Below are 19,201 nucleotides of genomic sequence, written 5' to 3'. Positions count from 1 at the left end.
AAGGATTTATCTCATGCAATGGCAAACGATTTTACTCGAACAGCGTAACGGGGTCGGCCTAATTACTTTAAACCGCCCACAAGCGTTAAATGCACTGAATAACCAGCTGATTGTTGAAGTCAATCAGGCACTGGATCAGCTGGAAAAAGATCCGGCAATTGGCTGTATTGTGATTACCGGTTCGGAAAAAGCCTTTGCCGCTGGTGCCGATATTAAAGAAATGGCAGATCTGAATTTTCCGCAAATTTATCTGGATGATTTTTTCAGTCTGGCCGATCGAATTGCGCAGCGTCGTAAACCTTTAATTGCCGCAGTGAGTGGTTATGCTTTGGGTGGTGGTTGCGAACTGGCTTTAATGTGCGACTTTATTTACTGCGCTGATAATGCAAAATTTGGTCTGCCTGAAGTGACCTTAGGCGTGTTGCCCGGCATTGGTGGTACCCAGCGTTTAACCTTGGCGATTGGTAAGGCCAAAGCCATGGAAATGTGCCTGACTGCACGGCAGATGGGGGCGCAGGAAGCGGAGCAAAGTGGTTTGGTGGCTCGGGTATTTGCCAAGGAAGAATTGCTGGAGCAAACCCTGCAAGCTGCCGAAAAAATTGCTGAAAAATCGCTTACTGCCGTGATGATGATTAAAGAATCAATTAATCGGGCCTTTGAAGTGAGCCTGGCTGAAGGCCTGCGCTTTGAACGCCGGGTATTCCATTCCATTTTTGCAGGTTCCGATCAAAAGGAAGGCATGCAGGCCTTTGTGGAAAAACGCCCAGCCAAATTTACCCATCAATAAGAAATTCATAATAGGAACAAAAAGAATGAGTGATGAAAATAATTTAGCGATTCGGGTCGCAGGGGGGCTGGGCATTATCAGCCTGGACCGCACCAGCCATTTAAATGCCTTAACCCTGGCGATGATTCAGGGCATTCAGGCGCAACTCGATCAGTGGCTGCATGAACCACAGGTACAAGCGGTTCTGATCAATTCCAACAGTCCCAAGGCGTTCTGTGCCGGAGGAGATATCCGCTATCTGTATGACAGCTATCAGGCCGGCAATACCCAATATCAGGATTTTTTTGCCACTGAATATAAGATGCTGAGCACCTTGCGTAATTTTCCAAAGGCCGTGATCGTGATGATGGATGGCTATGTACTGGGCGGAGGCTTTGGATTGGCTCAAGCCTGTCATATCAAAGTTACGAGTGAAAAATCACGTTTTGCCATGCCAGAAACTGCGATTGGTTTTTTCCCCGATGTCGGTGCTACCCATTTTCTGTCCCGACTGGATGAAGTCGGTGTCTATATGGCATTGACTGGTGAGCAAATCAGTAGCAGTGATGCGCTGTATCTGGATCTGGTGGATTATCATGTGCCGAGTGAGCGTTTTGCTGAATTAGAAGCAGCATTGATTGCAGCACCGGTATTAAACCCGATTGAGATTCAAAAGGTCATTAGTTCCTATATTACGCATCCGGTGGAAAGTGAGCTGCAAAAACGTGCAGATCTAATTAATCAGCATTTTGGCTATCAACACCTGGAGGAGATTGAACAGAGTCTTGCTCATACAAGTAATTCAACTGATCAGGACTGGGCCAATAAGATGCGAACCATTTTGCAGCAGCGTCCGGTTATGGCCAAGCAAACCAGCCTGAAGTTACAGCAAGCTGGACAGAATTTGTCGCTAGAAAAATGCATGCAGCTGGAACGGGACTTACAAGATGTCTGGTTAGAGCAGGGCGACTTTATTGAAGGCGTTCGTGCACTGATTATCGATAAGGACAAAAATCCACAATGGCGAACCGAAAATGCAAAATTTGAACAAACACTGGAAAAGCTCTGGCCAGCATGGACTCAGCAGCGTATCGAAAATATTACTTAAAGCTGATGCTAAAAGACTCTCTATAATTTAATTATAGAGAGTCTTTAGATGTGTCCTATTATAGCGTCATGAATATGAATTTTGCTTAATGAGACGTTTTCTTTTTCTTGCCGCCCCCATCTTGTTTATTGACCGTTGACCAGGCAATACGTTCGGCTTCTTCTTCAGAATGACCACGTTCTTTTTCGCTTTCTTCAATATGTTCGGCCTGCCGTTTCTGCTTATCGGTATAGGCTGATTTGTCACCTCTAGGCATCTTAATATCCTCATCAGGTTTGGCTGAAATTACTATAACAAGAGCTTATTTTTACAAGGGTAAGTATTTGTTGGAATCATTTTATAAAAACCTAATTTTTTAAAATATGAAAATCTAAAGATTAAATAGATGAAGATAACGGTCAGCTAGAACCGCTATCTTCTGTGCCAGATTAGCCGTTAATAATACTGCCGCCATTCACATGAATCACCTGACCTGAAATATAGCTGGCTTCTTCACTGGCCAGAAATAAATACGCCGGTGCTACTTCACTTGGCTGGCCCATGCGGCCCATTGGGGTACTTTTACCAAAATCTTTAAGCTGTTCTTCATCAAAACTGCTCGGAATTAATGGTGTCCAGATTGGCCCTGGCGCGACACCATTGACACGAATGCCGGTTTTATTTTTCAATAAATTGGTGGAAAGGCTTCGGGTAAATGTAGTGATGGCACCTTTCGTGCTGGCATAGTCAATCAGCTGATCATGTCCGTGATAACTGGTAATACTGGTGGTATTGATAATGCTGTCACCTGCTTGCATATGCGGAATCACCGCCTGAGTCAGGTGGAACATCGACAGAATATTAACATTAAATGTTTTAAGTAATTGCTCGGGCGAGATATCGGTAATACTTTCTTTCGGGTATTGAACCCCGGCATTATTGACCAGAATATTAATCGTTTTAAATTCCTGAAGGGTCTGCTCCACCATTTTCTTGATTTCATCTTGATCTTGTAAATCACATTGAATCAGCAGACAACGGCGGCCTTCATCTTCCACCATTTTTTTGGTGTCCCGTGCATCCTGATCTTCATCCAGATAGCAAATGGCAATATCGGCACCTTCGCGAGCAAATAAGACCGATACAGAACGGCCAATTCCGCTATCACCACCAGTAATCAAGGCAACTTTGCCTTTTAATTTTTCACTGCCTTTATAATGCGGTTTAATAATTTCCGGTGCAGGGTCCATTTTGGTTTGCACACCCGGTTGATGGTCTTGTGTTTCAGTTGAAGCTGGGGTTTCAGGATAATGATTCATATCTTTTCCAATTCCAATGATTGTGGCCATATAAGAAAAAATATATTAGAAGCTTTTAGGCAAAATGAGGCTGGACTCAACATTTCATAACAGAATGTATTCGAGATTTATCAATTATTCGTTGAAACGGATTAGGTTGAGCAACCAGAACAGAAAAAGCTGATGAAACAGCTTCTGGCTACACTTTGATAGCTGAGGTGGTCTTGAAAGGTGAAATTTGATTAGGAAAGGTGAGGTATCAACGGAGATTTAAAATCTAGACATACATAGGCCTTTTTTACTGGGCTTGTATATAAAATAAATGGAGAGTTTTTTAACTCTCCATTTATTTATTCATTCTGATGTGTTTAAAAAATTTCTATAGAAATAAATTAAAGATTATCACTTAAATTAATTCTGGCCTGTGCTGCCTTTTCCTTTTTGGCTGAGGCTTTACCCCAGTTAAACTTTTGTGCACAGATGCCTAAGCCCACAATAAATAATGCAAGCACACTGGTATAAACCACTTCTTTAAAATAGGTTCCTTCAATAATCATGGTAATTAAAGCGCCGACAATAAAGATAATGACCAGATAAGTGAGCCATGGGAATAACCACATCTTGAATGGAATATTTTGTCCTTCAGCTTCCAGTTTTTTACGTAACTTAAGCTGAGAAATGGCAATAGCAAGATAGACATATAAAGATACGGTACCAGTCGCTAACATCAAGACATCATAAATATTCATACTTTCGGTGGCAGTCAGATAAATCGCCACGAAAGAAAACAGGCTTGAAAAGATGACACCTACCCATGGGCTGTTATTGCGGTTGGTTAAACCGAAACTCTTTGGTGCATCTCCACGTTTCGAGAGGGAATAGACCATGCGTGAACAGGTATAAAGTGCGGAGTTAAAGCAGCTACATACCGAGGTGAGCACGACAAAATTAACAATATGGCGTGCTTCGGGAATACCGAGTGCAGTAAGCGCTACGCTATACGTACCCCAGGTCGGATCTTTCAATAAAGGATTATTGTGTGGAATCAGGCAAACCGTAATCAACATTGAACCGACATAGAATAAAATGATACGCCATACAATTGAATTAGCGGCCTTACGAATTTCCTTGGCTGGATCTTTGGTTTCAGCTGCTGCTACGGTGACAATCTCTGCTCCCATATAAGCAAACATTACACCCAATAAGGCCGTGATCACCGATGAAAACCCATTAGGCATAAAGCCTTGAGCGGTTAGATGAGTTGTACCACCGAGCATAGAGGCATCGCCCCAAGGCCACAGGTGCATCACGGCCAAACTACCAAACACCAGAAACAGTACAATGGCAATAACTTTGATCAGGGCAAACCAGAACTCGAATTCACCAAAGTTTTTTACGTCACGGAGATTAATCCAGACCAGTGCTACAGTGACCAGAAGCATATAGCCCCAGATCGGGATAAATGGAAACCAGCTATTTAGGATTTTCCCGGCAACAAAGGCTTCCCAGCCCATGAGCAACGTCCAGAAAGACCAGTATAACCAGCCGATAGAAAATCCAGCCCAGCGCCCGATTCCACGATCCGCATAGGTTGAAAATGAACCACTGTCGGGATTCAGTACCGCCATTTCTCCCAGCATACGCATGATGAGTAAAACTAATATTCCACCTAGAGTATAGGCAATGAGTGCAGCCGGTCCTGCAGAATAGATGACATTACCGGAGCCGACAAAGAGTGCTCCACCAATGACACCGGCAATTGAAATCATGGTGAGATGGCGTGATTTAAGTCCGTTTTTTAAGCCGTTTGATGATTCGGAATTGGAGAAATGTTGATGTTCTGCCATATAATTTCCCTTAATATCAATAGCGTAGCGGCAATAAAATTCCTTATTTGGCTTACGCTATCTTATCCTTTGAAACTGTAACCGAATTCATCAGTGCTTGACCAATATTAAGTTAATCTTAATAAAATGAATCCTTGTAGCCCTATAGACAGGATCACACTTTGATTAAAGTACGGTTACATGCTGTTCATGTATGCGGTTAATTTCTCTTTTTTGTTGTAAAGTGACGAGAGCCATTTTTGAGCAATTCAAAGGAGCCAATTGGCTTAAGAGATAAAAAATATAAGCAGGCAATATTTACAGAAAAATAAAGCCTACCTAAAATATCAGGCTAAAAGCAGGTTTACGTTCCCTTTAAAAATAAATTAAAAGCTTTTTGATTTTAAAAATATAATTGTATTGATCCCTGAGTTTTTACTAAGTTAAAGTGCGGATCCCATGCTCGCGCAAGCACTTTAACAATATCCCGAAAGCCACCAGAATTTCCTGTTCACTCACACAGGCAAAGCCCAGTAATAATCCTTTCTGCCGGGTGGAATAATGTTTGGTATAGTATTGCGATAAGGCTCTGACCTTGATTCCCAGTTCAAGCGCTTTGGATGCAATCAAGACATCATCACTGCTGCTGGGCAATTTTAAAATCAGATGCAAACCGGCGGCGGTATTGTATTCATGCAGAAAATCTTCACCTAAATGTCGGCGAATCAGGTCAATTAAAAAAGCGTGGCGTTTGCCATACAATAAACGCATCCGTCGGATATGCGCTTCATAATGTCCTTCACGGATAAATTCAGCCAGTGTTTGCTGATCGATTAAGTGACCACCACGATAAAGTTCCGAAGCTACAATTCGCAATGAAGAAAAGAGCTGTTTTGGTACCACTAAATAGCCAATACGCAGGGCCGGATAAATCGTCTTACTGAACGTCCCCATATAAATCACCGGAGAATCCGGCTCTAAACCTTGTAAAGAAGGATAGGGCTGGCCCGAGAACCTGAACTCGCTGTCATAATCATCTTCAACAATCCAGCTATTGTGCTGGCGTGCCAGTGCAATTAACTGTTTGCGCCGTTCTAAACTTAAATGTGAGCCCAAAGGATACTGATGCGACGGCGTCACAAAAATCAGTTTAGGTGTTTTCTTGGGATGCAGATCGGGAATAATCCCTTCCTGATCCACCGGTAAGGAACGTAGATTGACGCCATTAATTCGTAAAATATTACGCGCGCCCCAATAGGCTGGATCTTCGATCCAGACCTCATCGCCTATGTCGCTTAAAGTACGCGAGACCAAATCAATCGCCTGATGGGTGCCTTCGGTAATAATGATCTGATCAGCATCGCACTGCACTGAACGGGCAATTTTCAGATATTCTGCCAGCTCCTGACGTAGTTCCAGGGAGCCACCGGCATTGCTGTAAATCAGGTTGTTGACTTGAGGTTCACGGCTCAAACGTGTCTGGATTTTGCTGAAAATATGATGCGGAAATTCGGTTACATCGGGTGCGCCCGGTACAAAGGCTCCCCATTGATAAGGCGAAGCTGCGGAATAACCGAGCAAGTAGGAACCGCGTTGCGACAGATTGTAATTTTGCTGCGCTTTTTTTTCCGGAATAGTAGGAGAATTCTGTTCTGCCTTCACTAAAAAGGATTCGGGTAATTTCTCTACTACCCAGGTGCCTTGACCGGTACGGGCATCCACATAGCCCTGTGCCTGTAATTGTTCATAGGCATTTAAAACCGTATTACGCGATACCTGAATTTCTTTGGCCAGATCACGCGATGCAGGCAAGCGGGTTTTGGGAGCCAATACGCTATCAATAATCGCGTTACGCAAGCAGCGGAACAGGCGCATCTGTAATGTTCCTGTGACATCTTGCTGCAATCGCTGCAGTAAATAATCTCCAAGCAAGCTACGCAATTGGCTCTCTCCTACAAATTTGAAATGGCTCTCGTGAGAGCGGTATTGCTAGGTGCAAAATAGTCTGATCAGGCAGTCATTGTAAAGTGTCTTGTATGCGTTTTGATCATGTACCTGCGGCTTGAATGCGAGCATACAGGCGGGCAGGCAATATACACAGATACCGATTAAAACTAAAGCGGAAAATCTAGACACTGATTTTGTTTGGAGCTCGCTGAACTAAGACCTGAATCAAGCAATGATTGCCATAACAGCTGAATAGAGATGTGTTGCAGCCGCCAGGACATACGACTGCATATAACAAAAGGATCATAGAATGAACATGATGATGAAAGGATTGACCTATACCGAGCAAGGTACAACGGCCTGGAACAATTATCTTAAGCAACTGGATAAAGTAGCGCCTTATCTGGGTGAGCTGAGTGAACGACTGGACATGCTGCGACGCCCAAAGCGCAGTTTGATTGTCGATGTTCCGGTCATCATGGATGATGGTACGGTTCAGCATTTTGAAGGCTATCGTGTTCAGCACAATTTAACTCGCGGTCCAGGCAAAGGCGGCGTGCGTTTTCATCCAGATGTCAATTTAGATGAGGTGATGGCTCTGTCGGCCTGGATGACGATCAAATGTGCTGCTCTAAATTTACCTTTTGGCGGTGCCAAAGGCGGTGTGCGAGTTGATCCGAGCCAGCTTTCCAAGCGCGAACTGGAACGCTTGACCCGACGTTATACGGCAGAAATCAATTTAATTATTGGACCGCAAAAAGATATTCCGGCGCCGGATGTTGGAACCAATCCGCAAATCATGGCCTGGATGATGGATACGTTTTCCATGAATGCGGGTTCTACGATTACTGGTGTAGTGACCGGAAAGCCGGTTCATTTAGGGGGGTCTTTAGGCCGCAGTAAAGCTACAGGTCGCGGCGTATTTATTAGCGGTCGTGAAGTTGCCCAGCAAATCGGTCTGGATTTAAAAAATGCTCGGGTTTGTGTACAGGGTTTCGGTAATGTGGGCAGTGAAGCTGCGCTGCTTTTCCAGGAAAATGGCAGCAAAGTGATCTGTGTTCAGGACCATTCTGCCACCATGTATCAGAAAGAGGGGATTGATATTAAAAAGCTGCTTGAATACTCAAATGCCCACCATAAAATTCAGGGATTTTCTACCAGCGATGAAATTTCTGCATCAGCTTTCTGGACCATTCCTGCCGAAGTCTTTATTCCGGCAGCGCTGGAAGGTGTGATTAATACTCAGGTCGCGCAAAATATTCAGACCAAAATGATTCTGGAAGGTGCCAATGGTCCCACTTTGACTGAATCGGATGAAATTCTGAGTGAGCGTCATATTACCGTGGTGCCAGATGTAATATGCAATGCGGGTGGCGTGACGGTCAGCTATTTTGAATGGGTTCAGGATTTGGCCAGTTATTTCTGGACCGAGGAAGAGATTAATCAGCGTATGGATGCCAGCATGAAAAATGCGGTACAGGATGTATGGCAAAAATCAGTCCAGGCCGGATGTTCTTTGCGTACAGCCGCTTATATTCTGGCCTGTGAGCGGATTTTAATGGCGCGTCAGGAACGCGGCATCTATCCGGGTTAAGCGAAGTTTTTGCAAGATGGATTAATCCATAAAAATGAATGGATTTAATCCATGATGACCTATCCTAAATTTTCGCAATGGATTTTTAAATTGGCTTCTTTATTTAAAAAGGAGCCAATTTTTATTAAAAAAATAAATACTTGTTTATAAATAAAATAATTTTATATTTTGACTCTTTTACTAATTTCAACTAGACCAATTGGCTCCTTCGATCTGCTGCAAAGTGGCTCTCGTCTCATACGTATAAAAGCGCAAAATGAACCATATCAGCCAGTCTTTGGCAAATTTCTATCCAAAGATCCGGATAGCAAAATTTACAACGTATGAATCAAGAATGAGGATACAAAATGGACAGTAAACACTCAGCACTGAATGCACGTAAACAGCAGGCGACACCACGTGGTGTTGGGGTCATGTGTCAATGGTACGCGGAAAAAGCAGAAAACTCGACCATCTGGGATGCAGAAGGCAATCAATATATCGACTTTGCGGGCGGAATCGCCGTACTGAATACTGGCCATCGTCACCCTAAAATTATTGCTGCGGTCACTGAACAATTAACCAAATTTACCCATACGGCTTATCAGGTTGTACCATACGAGAGTTACGTTGCTCTGGCAGAACGTATCAATGCACGCGCTCCCATCCAAGGTGCTGCAAAAACCTCATTCTTTTCGACTGGTGCTGAAGCTGTCGAAAATGCAGTTAAAATTGCCCGTGCCCATACTGGCCGTCATGGCATCGTGACTTTTGGCAATGGTTTCCATGGTCGCTCATTTATGACGATGGCCATGACCGGTAAAACTGCACCTTATAAACGCGACTTTGGGGTGATGCCTGGTGGTGTTTTCCATGCCCGTTATCCGGTGGAATCCAAAGGCATTAGTGTTGATGATGCAATTCAAAGCATTGAAGACATTTTCGCAGAAGATATTGCTGCGCATGACGTAGCAGCAATTGTGCTTGAACCTGTACAAGGCGAAGGCGGTTTTAATGTGGTGCCAGCAGAATTCCTGAAACGCTTGCGTGTATTATGCGATCAAAACGGCATTTTACTGATTGCTGATGAAGTACAGTCTGGTTTTGCGCGTACAGGTAAACTGTTTGCGATGGATTATTATGAGACCAAGGCAGACCTGATTACAATGGCCAAGAGTCTAGGCGGCGGTTTCCCGATCTCAGGCGTTGTAGGTCGTGCTGAAGTCATGGATGCACCAAATCCAGGTGGATTGGGCGGTACTTATGCCGGTAACCCGGTTGCTGTTGCGGCTGCCCATGCGGTACTGGATATCATTGAAGAAGAAGGTCTTTGTGAAAGAGCGAATGATCTAGGCGCAGAACTGGTTGATGTTTTACATGAACTGAAAATGTCATCTAGCATGGTCAAAGATATTCGTGCACTGGGCTCAATGGTGGCGGTTGAGCTTGAAACTGCGGAACAGGCAAAAGCTGTACAAAACCATGCCATGCAAAATGGTCTGTTAATCCTGACCTGCGGTCGTTATGGTAATGTAATCCGTTTCCTATACCCGCTCACGATTCCGGCAGAACAGTTCCGTGCGGGATTGGCTATCTTGAAACAAGGGTTTGCACTGTCTGTCGCAGCCTAATAAAAGAGTAATGATCATGCTTCAAGCGCAATATAGAGATTTATTACAGCATCCTGATATCAGCTTCGATCAGCCTGCCACGGATGAATATATTGAAGTCAAAGATGCAGCAACCCAAGCCACTTTGGCCTGGGTAAAATCCCATGACCGGACATCTGTAGAACAGCTGATAGCTCGTTCTCAGCAAGCCCAAAAAGCCTGGAAAACCAAGACAGCCCTCGAACGTGCGGATGTGCTTTGGGCCTGGTTCAATCTGATGCAGGAACATAAAGAATCTTTGGCTCAGATTCTGACTGCTGAACAGGGTAAGCCACTGGCTGAGGCGCGTGGTGAAATTGGTTATGCCGCTTCCTTTATCCGCTGGTTTGCCGAGCAGGCGCGCCGTATTGATGGTGACGTGTTGACACCAACGCTTGCCCATCAGCGTTTATTGGTCGTTAAACAGGCGATTGGGGTAACAGCTGCGATCACGCCATGGAATTTCCCGGCGGCGATGATTACCCGTAAAGCCGCGCCAGCTCTGGCTGCTGGCTGTTCCATGCTGGTTAAACCGGCTGAACAAACACCTTTAACCGCCTATGCGCTTGAAGTTTTGGCCTTGCGCGCAGGTTTGCCACAAGATGTATTGCTGCATGTTAGTGGTGATGCGGTTGCAGTGGGTCAGGTCTTATGTGAAAGCGAAACTGTGAAAAAGTTAAGCTTTACCGGTTCGACTCAAGTCGGCCGTATCCTGATGCAGCAATGTGCACCGACCATCAAAAAACTGTCTTTAGAACTTGGTGGCAATGCACCGGTTCTGGTCTTTGATGACGCCAATCTTGAACAGGCGGTACAGGGCATCATGGCCAGTAAATTCCGGAACAGTGGGCAGACCTGTGTTTGTGCGAACCGGATTTATGTACAAGATGGCATTTATGATGCACTGGTAGAAAAACTGGTGGCTGCTGTTGCCAAGCTGAAAGTCGGGGATGGCCGGGATGAAGCTTCTACCCAAGGTCCATTAATTGATGAGGCTGCGATTGAAAAAGTGCAATCACATATTGCAGATGCAGTGAGCAAAGGCGCACAGGTGAAAACCGGTGGACAGCGCTCAAATCTGGGCGGTACATTCTTCGAACCAACGCTTCTGACTGAAGTCACCCAACAGATGCGTATTGCAAAAGAAGAAACTTTTGGACCGTTGGCGCCGTTATTCCGCTTCAAGACTGAAGAAGAAGCAATTCAGATGGCGAACGATACGGAATTCGGTCTGGCCACCTATGTATTTAGCCAAAGTACAGCACGTCAGTGGCGTGTAGGCGAAGCCTTAGAATACGGTATGGTGGGAATCAATACCGGAGCTATCTCTAATGAGGTTGCGCCATTTGGTGGAGTCAAGCAATCAGGATTAGGCCGTGAAGGGTCCAAATTCGGTATGGATGAATATCTTGAAATGAAATATCTCTGTGTTGATATTTCTTCATAATGACGTTTAAAAAGTAAACGTATTCATTAAAAAACTGATAAGAAAATATCAGCCTCCAGTGAATCCCGCGTTTAATTTAAACCGGGATTCCTGCGATAGAGCAAGGACTCAATAAACAGATTGGAGGAGGGCATATTTTCAGTTGTTAAGTCATTCTTCTTCTCTAAAATTCCCCTAAATATCAATTAAAGCATCAGATTATCATCAGGATTTAACCCTGATTTCTAACTTTAAACCAAAAGCATCCAGTAATTTCTGCATAGACTTGAGTGTTGGATTGCCTTCAGGTTGTTCCATTTTCTGTAGAGTCTGGGGAGCAATCTTGGTAATTTTAGCCATATCGTTGAGTGTGAGGTGCAACTCGGTACGAATGAAGCGAGCAACCTGATGAAAAGGCCAGTCAGGATTGTTACTGACGGTTTCAAGTACAGACAATCTCTTTTGCATCTGTTGAATCGGAGTCAGTGGCTTGAAGCGTTTATCCATAATTCAGCTCCTCCAATTGTTGGCAAATATTATCAATTCGATACTGGCTATTTTCCAGAATTTCAGGTGCCAATTGCAGATGTTGCATGTGCTCGAGTAACCCCTGATAAAGTGGTAATTGTTCGATTAATACCGCTTTGATTTCTTGTGGATCAATCATCGTGCTTTCGGCGATCTGTTCAATGACTGAATGCCAAATTGGCATACCACCATGATCATCTCGCTCCCAACGCGTAGTTCGGGCAATACCATCTGGATGTAGCCACATCGGCGCAAAATCAAATAATGGGGTTAGTCGAATGATTCCATTACTGAAACGTTGAAGCGCTGTATTACGGGTATGATTGTCCTTATTGCCTAAAGCGACATTGGCAAGATCACGCTTCAAATATTCAAAGATTTCCTGTTTTGGTTCAGTACAGCATTGCATCAGCAGGCTACAGATCTGGTTATGGGTCATTCTTACCCCAAAACCGGCTTTTCCCCCCAGAGAAGCAATACTTTCCTGAGCAATTCTTTCGACCTTCCTGTCGATCACCTTACGGTCGAATCGAGGAATGAATAAAGTCTTGCCATGCAGCTCCAGTTCCTGATGAACACGAAGTCCCAGGTACTGAGCAACTTTCATATATAAGGCTTCGTGCATCAAAATTTTATCTAAATTCTGATCGCTGCCACGGCTGAATTTCACCAGCCAATGCTGTTTGACCTGATCATCTGTCAGCGTGTGATCCAGATAGAACAGGTCATCGTGACCTTGGGTCAGCAGTAATTTTGGCCACTCGCCCTGAATACCAGAAGAACCGGCAATAAAAAGTCCATAAGAGGCCAAGGATTCAATAAATTTTTCTTGACGTTCTACGACTTGGTCCAGACTAAAGCCATGATTCTGCTGAACAGGGAACTGCCCCTGTAGCCATTCATAAGCCTCTTTAATCCGTAAATTACCAATCGGATTGCCTGCACCCGCTTTTAAAAGCGCCCAGTCTGCTTGTTCCTGAGTATTTTCAGAAAAATTAAGCTGACGGAGTAATTCTTTACGACCATAACCTTGAGGTAACAAATCCATCAGGAAGGCCGGCCAGGTAGATTGCAATGTATTTTGCACATTTACCGGTAAATGATAGGCTAGCGCATGCCCATCCCTTAAATCCATATAAGAAATAGCATATTCAAACAGATATGATGTTCGCGTGGCTGCTTGCCATCCAGTCTGTTGTTGACCGACAATCTCAACAATAGCGCAATCAAGCCATTCATCTTCCTGATAAATCTGCAGTGTGCAATATTGATCCATAATTTTATTAAAATAGTAAAATAAAGTGATTTTATTTATTATATACCTATTTTAATAAAAAACTAATTTTATCTTCTTAAAGTTCTTTATCGTTCTAAAAGTCCTTATCTTCACCAGAACACAAGGCTTATGAGGCTATATAACAATTCTGATAAAAATCACTATATAACCCAATTCATTCAAAAATGAGTTTGGCTAGAGACCTACATCGACATATAGCTAATAAATTTAATAATCCTGTAATTTTAAATATCAGAGGAGCGCTAGCTCTGGTTATTTATTGTGAATCTTTCTTTTGAATAAAATTTTAAGCGGCAAATAAAGGACTAAATCCCCGTTTACGTAGTAATTTTCGGTACATGCTTGAACTCCGATCTGCCGGAAAATGCGCTTCTAAAGATAAGTCCAGAGGTAAATATTCAGGTTTCTGATTTTCTACAATCACACGATCTTCCTCGAAAATTTTCATATTAAAGGCATAGGCATCTTCAACCGGTAAATCTTTATCATAATTGCGGCAAATAGGTGCAAAAAGTCGTGTTGAACGCGCAGTCATGGGTGAAGCCGCATTCATGATGACCTGCTTGGCATGATTTGGAAAATGAATCGTAAGTGTTGCAGTAAAGGGTAGGCTCACTTCAAAATGACGTAACCATTTAAAATCTTCCTGGCCACGCTGCTCGATTCCGATCGGATAACGTCCCACACTGCTGATATAATCTGCATTAAAACCGACCTCCGTTTCTGTCGTACTGTAATCAGGAACTTCTACATCCTCCGGATCGCCAAAAGTGTCTGGATGCACCCAGGCAAAATGTGCCACATCAATAAAACCTTCGAGCTGTCTTCCTGCAAAACATTGAATGTCTATCTGAGGGCAGACCAGTTGCTGATACTCAGCATCATCCCAAAAAGGCATATGAGGAATATGAGGTTCTGCATCCTTTTCAGCGCTTAACGAACACCAGATCAGATCATATTTTTCTACCGCAGCATAAGTTTTCAGATGGAAACGCTCCGATATTTTATGCTGAGGATGTGCAGGAATACGGTTGCATTTACCTTCACTGCCAAAGCGTAAACCGTGATAACGACACACCACGCCTTGGCCGTCATTTTTCCCCAAGCTTAAAGGTACACCGCGATGCGGACATGCATCTTTCGCCACCACCAGTTCATCGTTCATTTTATAAATCACCAGAGGCATATCAAGCAGCATGCTACTTGTTGGCTGATCTGTAATATCACGCGCAAGTGCAATCGGATACCAGTACTGAGCCAAAAGATGCCAGTCATGTTCCTCGAATGTCATATGGACTGGTAAGTCGGGACTAAAAGCGGCGATATTTGTATTCATAATGGGTTCTGTGTCATGACCTTTAGCTGGACTATAAAACAGCAAGGTGTTCTATGAAATTTCAATTAATAGGACATAGGATTGCGTAAATCAGAACACTGACCGGCGATTGAAAACAAATAAGCATCTTTCTAGGTTTTTTATATTCAACCACGCAAATATTGAGATGGGATATTTCTAAGCTTAAATTTCGCTGAAAATATTTTTTTTAAAAGCGTGCTCTCAGTTTCAATGCTCTAGTTTGGCGCATAAATTGCTTATCACGCGTATAGAAAATTGATCATTTACTCAGAATCGACAAGGAATTGATGTGACGACTAGCTACTTACGCGGACAAGAACTTATTGACAGCATTCGCAGTGCACCTTATTCGCGTGACCTGATTGGCTATCATGATGAACCACTGAAAGTGGAGTGGCCAAACGACGCGCGTGTCGCGGTACAGTTTGTGCTGAATTATGAAGAAGGTGGGGAAAACCACATTGAACATGGTGATGCGGGTTCAGAACAGTTTTTATCAGAAATCATTGGTGCTGTCAGCTTTCCAGACAAACATATGTCGATGGATTCGATGTACGAATATGGTTCACGTGCAGGCTTCTGGCGCATTCATCAGGAGTTTCAGAAACGTGGTTTGCCGATGACCATCTTTGGAGTCGGCATGGCCTTAATACGTAATCCTTATGTGGTCGAGGCGATTAAATCAGCTCATTATGATGTCGTTTCACATGGTCAGCGCTGGCTACATTATCAGGACATGCCGCTTGAACTGGAACGCCAATATATGGATCAGGCGATCAGCGTTTTGGAAAGCCTGTTTGGTGAAGCACCGATCGGCTGGTATACCGGTCGGGACAGTCCGAATACCCGTCAACTTCTGGCTGAATTTCCTCAAATCAAATATGACGCTGATTACTATGGAGATGATTTGCCATTTTGGAGCACCTTGACCAATCAGGCAGGGGAAACACGTCCGCATTTGATTATTCCTTATAGCCTGGATAGCAATGACATGAAATTCAGTTCGCCTGGCGGTTTTAATAGCGGGGAGCAGTTTTATCAATATCTCAAAGATGCTTTTGATGTGCTCTATGCCGAAGGAGAAACTGCGCCAAAAATGCTGTCGATTGGCATGCACTGCCGTATTTTAGGACGGCCGGGACGTTTTAAAGCACTACAAAAGTTCCTGGACTACATTCAAAATCATGACAAGGTCTGGATTTGCCGCCGTGGGGATATTGCCGAGCACTGGTATAACCATCATGCGCCATAATCATAAAATGTATTTGAAAAGATCAGTTTAAATGCTCTTTTTTGAGTCATGCACTTTATAAAAATAACAAACACATCAGCTTTGGCACTGTTATTGCAAAACCAGTTTTAAATAACCAAGCAATATAATCAGGCGATTGAAGAGTGCAACTTGTTGAATTTAATCAAGCATCAACAGAAGATGCGATGATCTTTTTAAAGCACTGTGTGCAAATACCCAGCTGGTCGACCGAGCTTGCCGCAAAACGTCCTTATGCATCGCTTGAGGATATTTTGAATGCAGCGCAACAACAAGCGGCGACCTGGAGTTGGGATGAGATTAAAACTGCACTGGATAATCATCCCCGTATAGGTGAAAAACAGGCACAGGCTGAATTAAGTGAAATAGAAAAAGACTTTTCCCATCGTGAACAATCCGGTATTACAGCAGATAAAGATACCCAGCTCGCTCTACTTAAAGGCAATCTTGCCTATGAGAAAAAATATGGGTTTATCTTTCTGATCAAAGCCGCTGGATTGAGCAGTGAAGACGTCCTTCAAGCCCTGAACTATCGTTTGCTAAATGACCCAGAGATTGAGAAACGTATTGTCCATCATCAACTGGCAGAAATTGCCTTGTCACGACTGGCTCAGGAGCTTCATGCATGATTAGCACGCATATTTTAGATACACATCTGGGAAAACCTGCGACAGACGTGGTCATTCGACTTTTTGCTGAAGACGGTCGCCTGATTAGGGAAGCAAAAACCAATGCAGACGGCCGCGTCAGTGATTTCGGCATGACCGAGTTTAAAGCGGGTGCCTATAGTCTTGAGTTCTTTACATCTGCCTATTTTGAAAATTCGGGTTTAGAAACTTTTTTTCCTAAAGCAGTTATTCATTTTTATGTGAAAGATGCGTCCCAGCATTTTCATATTCCTTTACTGATCAGCCCATTCGCGTACTCCACATATCGCGGAAGCTGATTTTATATTTAGACTTTGAGGGTGAGAAAAATGACAGAACAAAGTAAAACAATATCACCTGAACATGAATATTTAGGTGCGGGAAAAAGTGCAGCTTACGGTTTGCAACACGTACTGACTATGTATGGCGGAATTATTGCACCACCTTTAATCGTGGGAACGGCCGCCGGTCTGGAAGCTTATCAAATTGGATTATTGATTGCAGCGGCGCTATTTGTGGGTGGTTTAGCCACAATTTTGCAAACCGTTGGGGTGAAATATATCGGCGCGAAATTACCTTTGGTACAAGGGGTTTCTTTCGCTGGCGTTGCGACGATGGTCGCGATTGTGACCACAGGCGGTGGTTTGCAAGCAGTTTACGGTGCGGTCATTGTCGCCTCATTGATCGGTTTTTTCCTCGCGCCTTATTTCTCCAAAATTATCCGTTTCTTTCCACCAGTCGTGACAGGCTGCGTCATTACTATCATTGGTTTGTCTTTATTACCTGTAGCAGTCCGCTGGATGATGGGCGGCAATCCCAAGGCACCAGAATGGGGAAGTGTCGAAAATATTGGTCTGGCACTCATGACTTTAGCTTTAGTCGTCTGCCTGAATTTGAGCCGACATGCTGCTATTCGTCGCTTATCTATTTTACTGGCAATTGTTTTAGGTTCAGTACTGGCTTATTTATTCGGTTTTGGTGATTTCTCTAAAGTTGCGAATGGAACATGGATTCAGGTACCCAGCTTCTTCGCCTTTGGACTACCGACTTTTGAGCTCACTGCCATCATTTCCATGCTTATCGTTACGCTAGTGATTATGACCGAAACCACAGCAGATATCATTGCAGTGGGTGAGATTGTAGGTACCAAAGTGGATGCGGATCGTATCTCGAATGGCTTGCGTGCCGATATGTTATCGAGTGCGATGGCACCGGTTTTTGGTTCATTTATGCAAAGTGCTTTTGCGCAAAATGTCGGCTTGGTGGCGATTACCGGAATTAAAAGCCGATTTGTGGTCGCTGCGGGTGGCATGATTTTAGTAGTGCTGGGTTTACTGCCCATTATGGGACGTTTGATTGCTGCCATTCCTGTACCGGTATTAGGTGGTGCAGGTCTGGTACTTTTTGGAACAGTCGCTGCAAGCGGGATTCGTACCTTGGCTAAAATTGATTATAACGAGCAAAAAAATCTCATCATTGTTGCGACCGCTATTGCTGCCGGTATGATTCCAATTATTGATCATTCCTTTTATGCCAACTTTCCCAAATGGGTACAAACCTTATTTCATTCGGGGATTAGCTCAACCTGCTTAATGGCCATTTTACTCAACCTGTTGTTCAATCATCTAAACCTATTTAAAAATAAAAGTACGGCAACAGCCGAAGTCGTGGCAAAGCTTCCCCATTAGAAAATTTAAACCAGGATGAAAACAGTCCAGAAAATGGGCTGTTTTTTTATCAAAAATTAAAAATGTTGGCTTTGTTTTTGCTTAATTCAGAATGTGATTCTTTCATTCCATTGGGGACCCTTATTTATGAAATTCACTCAACTTACTGCTGCAACATTACTTGTATTGGGTGCGGCATCCGCACAGGCAAAACCGATCTGGCAAGACTTCAGTGTCACCGGACTTTATGGAGAAAACTATGAGGTGGTCGATGAGAAACAGGCGACTGCGACCTTTGAATATACGGCAAAAGTAAAATATGCAGATGTCTTCTTCTTCATTGACCGTATGCGCGGTGCAGATGACTTTAAATCAAGTTATTTTGAATTTTCACCACGTTTGAGCTTGGGTGAAGTGTCGGGTCAGAAGCTTGCCTTTGGTCCGGTTAAAGATGTACTGGTTTCAACGACCTGGGAAGGTGGAGAGGGTTTTGATAACTTCCTGTACGGCGTAGGTTTCGATCTGGATATTCCATATTTCCGTTATGCCAGCATTAACCTTTATCGCGTGAATAATGAGAATATTGATGATGATTACCAGTTGACACTGACCTATGGCGTGCCAATTAAACTGGGAACTGAAGAATTTCTGGTGGATGGCTTCTTGGACTGGTCTACAGAAGAAGATACTCATGACAGCGAGATGAACTGGACCACCCAATGGAAATGGAATGTCGGTAAACACATTTCTCCAGACACCAATTTATATCTGGGGATTGAACATTCTATCTGGAACAACAAATTCGGTATCCCAAATGCCGATGAAAATAATGTCAGTGCTTTAGTGAAATATCACTTCTAGGC

At 43.6% G+C, this 19,201-nt stretch carries 17 protein-coding genes; 10 read left to right on the top strand and 7 right to left on the bottom strand.

Features of this window, described 5'->3' with window-relative positions:
• Positions 1-13: 13 nt before the first annotated feature.
• Positions 14-787 carry an enoyl-CoA hydratase gene (locus NI469_RS06840; protein WP_004646938.1) on the top strand — a complete coding sequence of 258 codons (774 nt, stop codon included), beginning with the start codon at positions 14-16 and terminating at the stop codon, positions 785-787.
• Between the two features lie 25 nt (positions 788-812).
• Complete coding sequence (locus NI469_RS06835; protein ID WP_253174695.1) at positions 813-1,874, top strand: enoyl-CoA hydratase/isomerase family protein; 1,062 nt, start codon at positions 813-815, stop codon at positions 1,872-1,874.
• Between the two features lie 85 nt (positions 1,875-1,959).
• Here the strand turns inward: NI469_RS06835 and NI469_RS06830 are convergent, their stop codons facing one another.
• The 4 genes from NI469_RS06830 to pdxR all read right to left on the bottom strand — a co-directional run bounded on the left by NI469_RS06830 (position 1,960) and on the right by pdxR (position 6,918).
• Positions 1,960-2,130, bottom strand: a complete 171-nt coding sequence (locus tag NI469_RS06830) for a hypothetical protein (protein ID WP_004280276.1) — start codon at positions 2,128-2,130, stop codon at positions 1,960-1,962.
• Positions 2,131-2,302: 172 nt separating this feature from the next.
• Positions 2,303-3,172 (bottom strand): SDR family oxidoreductase, encoded by an 870-nt coding sequence (locus NI469_RS06825; protein ID WP_005246373.1) that lies wholly within the window; start codon positions 3,170-3,172, stop codon positions 2,303-2,305.
• Positions 3,173-3,543: 371 nt separating this feature from the next.
• A complete protein-coding gene (locus tag NI469_RS06820) occupies positions 3,544-4,998 on the bottom strand; it encodes an amino acid permease (protein ID WP_004280273.1) in 1,455 nt (484 codons plus the stop codon).
• A 417-nt stretch (positions 4,999-5,415) separates the two neighbouring features.
• On the bottom strand, positions 5,416-6,918 hold the full coding sequence (gene pdxR, locus NI469_RS06815; RefSeq protein WP_253174694.1) for a MocR-like pyridoxine biosynthesis transcription factor PdxR: 1,503 nt from the start codon (positions 6,916-6,918) through the stop codon (positions 5,416-5,418).
• Between the two features lie 328 nt (positions 6,919-7,246).
• On the opposite strand from pdxR, the gene NI469_RS06810 reads away from it, so the two are divergent.
• From NI469_RS06810 to NI469_RS06800, 3 genes are all read left to right on the top strand, one after another.
• A complete protein-coding gene (locus tag NI469_RS06810; RefSeq protein WP_253174706.1) occupies positions 7,247-8,518 on the top strand; it encodes a Glu/Leu/Phe/Val family dehydrogenase in 1,272 nt (423 codons plus the stop codon).
• A 347-nt stretch (positions 8,519-8,865) separates the two neighbouring features.
• Complete coding sequence (gabT, locus tag NI469_RS06805) at positions 8,866-10,128, top strand: 4-aminobutyrate--2-oxoglutarate transaminase (protein ID WP_044110443.1); 1,263 nt, start codon at positions 8,866-8,868, stop codon at positions 10,126-10,128.
• Between the two features lie 16 nt (positions 10,129-10,144).
• Positions 10,145-11,593 carry an NAD-dependent succinate-semialdehyde dehydrogenase gene (locus tag NI469_RS06800; RefSeq protein ID WP_129717363.1) on the top strand — a complete coding sequence of 483 codons (1,449 nt, stop codon included), beginning with the start codon at positions 10,145-10,147 and terminating at the stop codon, positions 11,591-11,593.
• A gap of 204 nt (positions 11,594-11,797) precedes the next feature.
• On the opposite strand, the gene NI469_RS06795 is transcribed toward NI469_RS06800, so the two are convergent.
• The 3 genes from NI469_RS06795 to NI469_RS06785 all read right to left on the bottom strand — a co-directional run bounded on the left by NI469_RS06795 (position 11,798) and on the right by NI469_RS06785 (position 14,733).
• A complete protein-coding gene (locus tag NI469_RS06795) occupies positions 11,798-12,079 on the bottom strand; it encodes a helix-turn-helix domain-containing protein (protein ID WP_004280265.1) in 282 nt (93 codons plus the stop codon).
• Positions 12,072-13,376: a type II toxin-antitoxin system HipA family toxin gene (locus NI469_RS06790; protein ID WP_253174693.1), complete on the bottom strand. Its 1,305-nt coding sequence runs from the start codon at positions 13,374-13,376 to the stop codon at positions 12,072-12,074. Before NI469_RS06790 ends, NI469_RS06795 begins: the two co-directional genes overlap by 8 nt.
• A 307-nt stretch (positions 13,377-13,683) precedes the next feature.
• Positions 13,684-14,733, bottom strand: coding sequence for a Rieske 2Fe-2S domain-containing protein (locus NI469_RS06785; protein ID WP_253174692.1), 1,050 nt, complete (start codon positions 14,731-14,733; stop codon positions 13,684-13,686).
• 310 nt (positions 14,734-15,043) lie between these two features.
• On the opposite strand from NI469_RS06785, the gene puuE reads away from it, so the two are divergent.
• The 5 genes from puuE (at position 15,044) to NI469_RS06760 (ending at position 19,199) form a co-directional block, all read left to right on the top strand.
• Positions 15,044-16,006, top strand: a complete 963-nt coding sequence (gene puuE, locus NI469_RS06780) for an allantoinase PuuE (protein ID WP_253174691.1) — start codon at positions 15,044-15,046, stop codon at positions 16,004-16,006.
• Between the two features lie 143 nt (positions 16,007-16,149).
• Positions 16,150-16,653 (top strand): 2-oxo-4-hydroxy-4-carboxy-5-ureidoimidazoline decarboxylase, encoded by a 504-nt coding sequence (uraD, locus tag NI469_RS06775; RefSeq protein WP_004729754.1) that lies wholly within the window; start codon positions 16,150-16,152, stop codon positions 16,651-16,653.
• The gene (uraH, locus tag NI469_RS06770; RefSeq protein WP_004646924.1) at positions 16,650-16,970 is read left to right on the top strand and encodes a hydroxyisourate hydrolase; all 321 of its coding nucleotides are present in this window, start codon (positions 16,650-16,652) and stop codon (positions 16,968-16,970) included. Before uraD ends, uraH begins: the two co-directional genes overlap by 4 nt.
• Before the next feature lie 30 nt (positions 16,971-17,000).
• A complete protein-coding gene (locus NI469_RS06765; protein WP_253174690.1) occupies positions 17,001-18,359 on the top strand; it encodes a nucleobase:cation symporter-2 family protein in 1,359 nt (452 codons plus the stop codon).
• 126 nt (positions 18,360-18,485) lie between these two features.
• Positions 18,486-19,199 (top strand): outer membrane protein OmpK, encoded by a 714-nt coding sequence (locus NI469_RS06760; RefSeq protein WP_004280255.1) that lies wholly within the window; start codon positions 18,486-18,488, stop codon positions 19,197-19,199.
• Positions 19,200-19,201 lie beyond the last annotated feature (2 nt).

Origin of the sequence: Acinetobacter lwoffii (genome assembly GCF_024129735.1) — a bacterium.
Classification (GTDB): Bacteria; Pseudomonadota; Gammaproteobacteria; order Pseudomonadales; family Moraxellaceae; genus Acinetobacter; species Acinetobacter lwoffii_H.
This window is presented reverse-complemented; position numbering and strand designations above follow the sequence as displayed.

Coding starts and splice junctions, on each gene's coding strand:
- NI469_RS06840 (WP_004646938.1), top strand. CDS start 14: ATGCAATGGCAAACGATTTTACTCGAACAGCGTAACGGGGTCGGCCTA.
- NI469_RS06835 (WP_253174695.1), top strand. CDS start 813: ATGAGTGATGAAAATAATTTAGCGATTCGGGTCGCAGGGGGGCTGGGC.
- NI469_RS06830 (WP_004280276.1), bottom strand. CDS start 2,130: ATGCCTAGAGGTGACAAATCAGCCTATACCGATAAGCAGAAACGGCAG.
- NI469_RS06825 (WP_005246373.1), bottom strand. CDS start 3,172: ATGAATCATTATCCTGAAACCCCAGCTTCAACTGAAACACAAGACCAT.
- NI469_RS06820 (WP_004280273.1), bottom strand. CDS start 4,998: ATGGCAGAACATCAACATTTCTCCAATTCCGAATCATCAAACGGCTTA.
- NI469_RS06810 (WP_253174706.1), top strand. CDS start 7,247: ATGAAAGGATTGACCTATACCGAGCAAGGTACAACGGCCTGGAACAAT.
- gabT (WP_044110443.1), top strand. CDS start 8,866: ATGGACAGTAAACACTCAGCACTGAATGCACGTAAACAGCAGGCGACA.
- NI469_RS06800 (WP_129717363.1), top strand. CDS start 10,145: ATGCTTCAAGCGCAATATAGAGATTTATTACAGCATCCTGATATCAGC.
- NI469_RS06795 (WP_004280265.1), bottom strand. CDS start 12,079: ATGGATAAACGCTTCAAGCCACTGACTCCGATTCAACAGATGCAAAAG.
- NI469_RS06790 (WP_253174693.1), bottom strand. CDS start 13,376: ATGGATCAATATTGCACACTGCAGATTTATCAGGAAGATGAATGGCTT.
- NI469_RS06785 (WP_253174692.1), bottom strand. CDS start 14,733: ATGAATACAAATATCGCCGCTTTTAGTCCCGACTTACCAGTCCATATG.
- uraH (WP_004646924.1), top strand. CDS start 16,650: ATGATTAGCACGCATATTTTAGATACACATCTGGGAAAACCTGCGACA.
- NI469_RS06765 (WP_253174690.1), top strand. CDS start 17,001: ATGACAGAACAAAGTAAAACAATATCACCTGAACATGAATATTTAGGT.
- NI469_RS06760 (WP_004280255.1), top strand. CDS start 18,486: ATGAAATTCACTCAACTTACTGCTGCAACATTACTTGTATTGGGTGCG.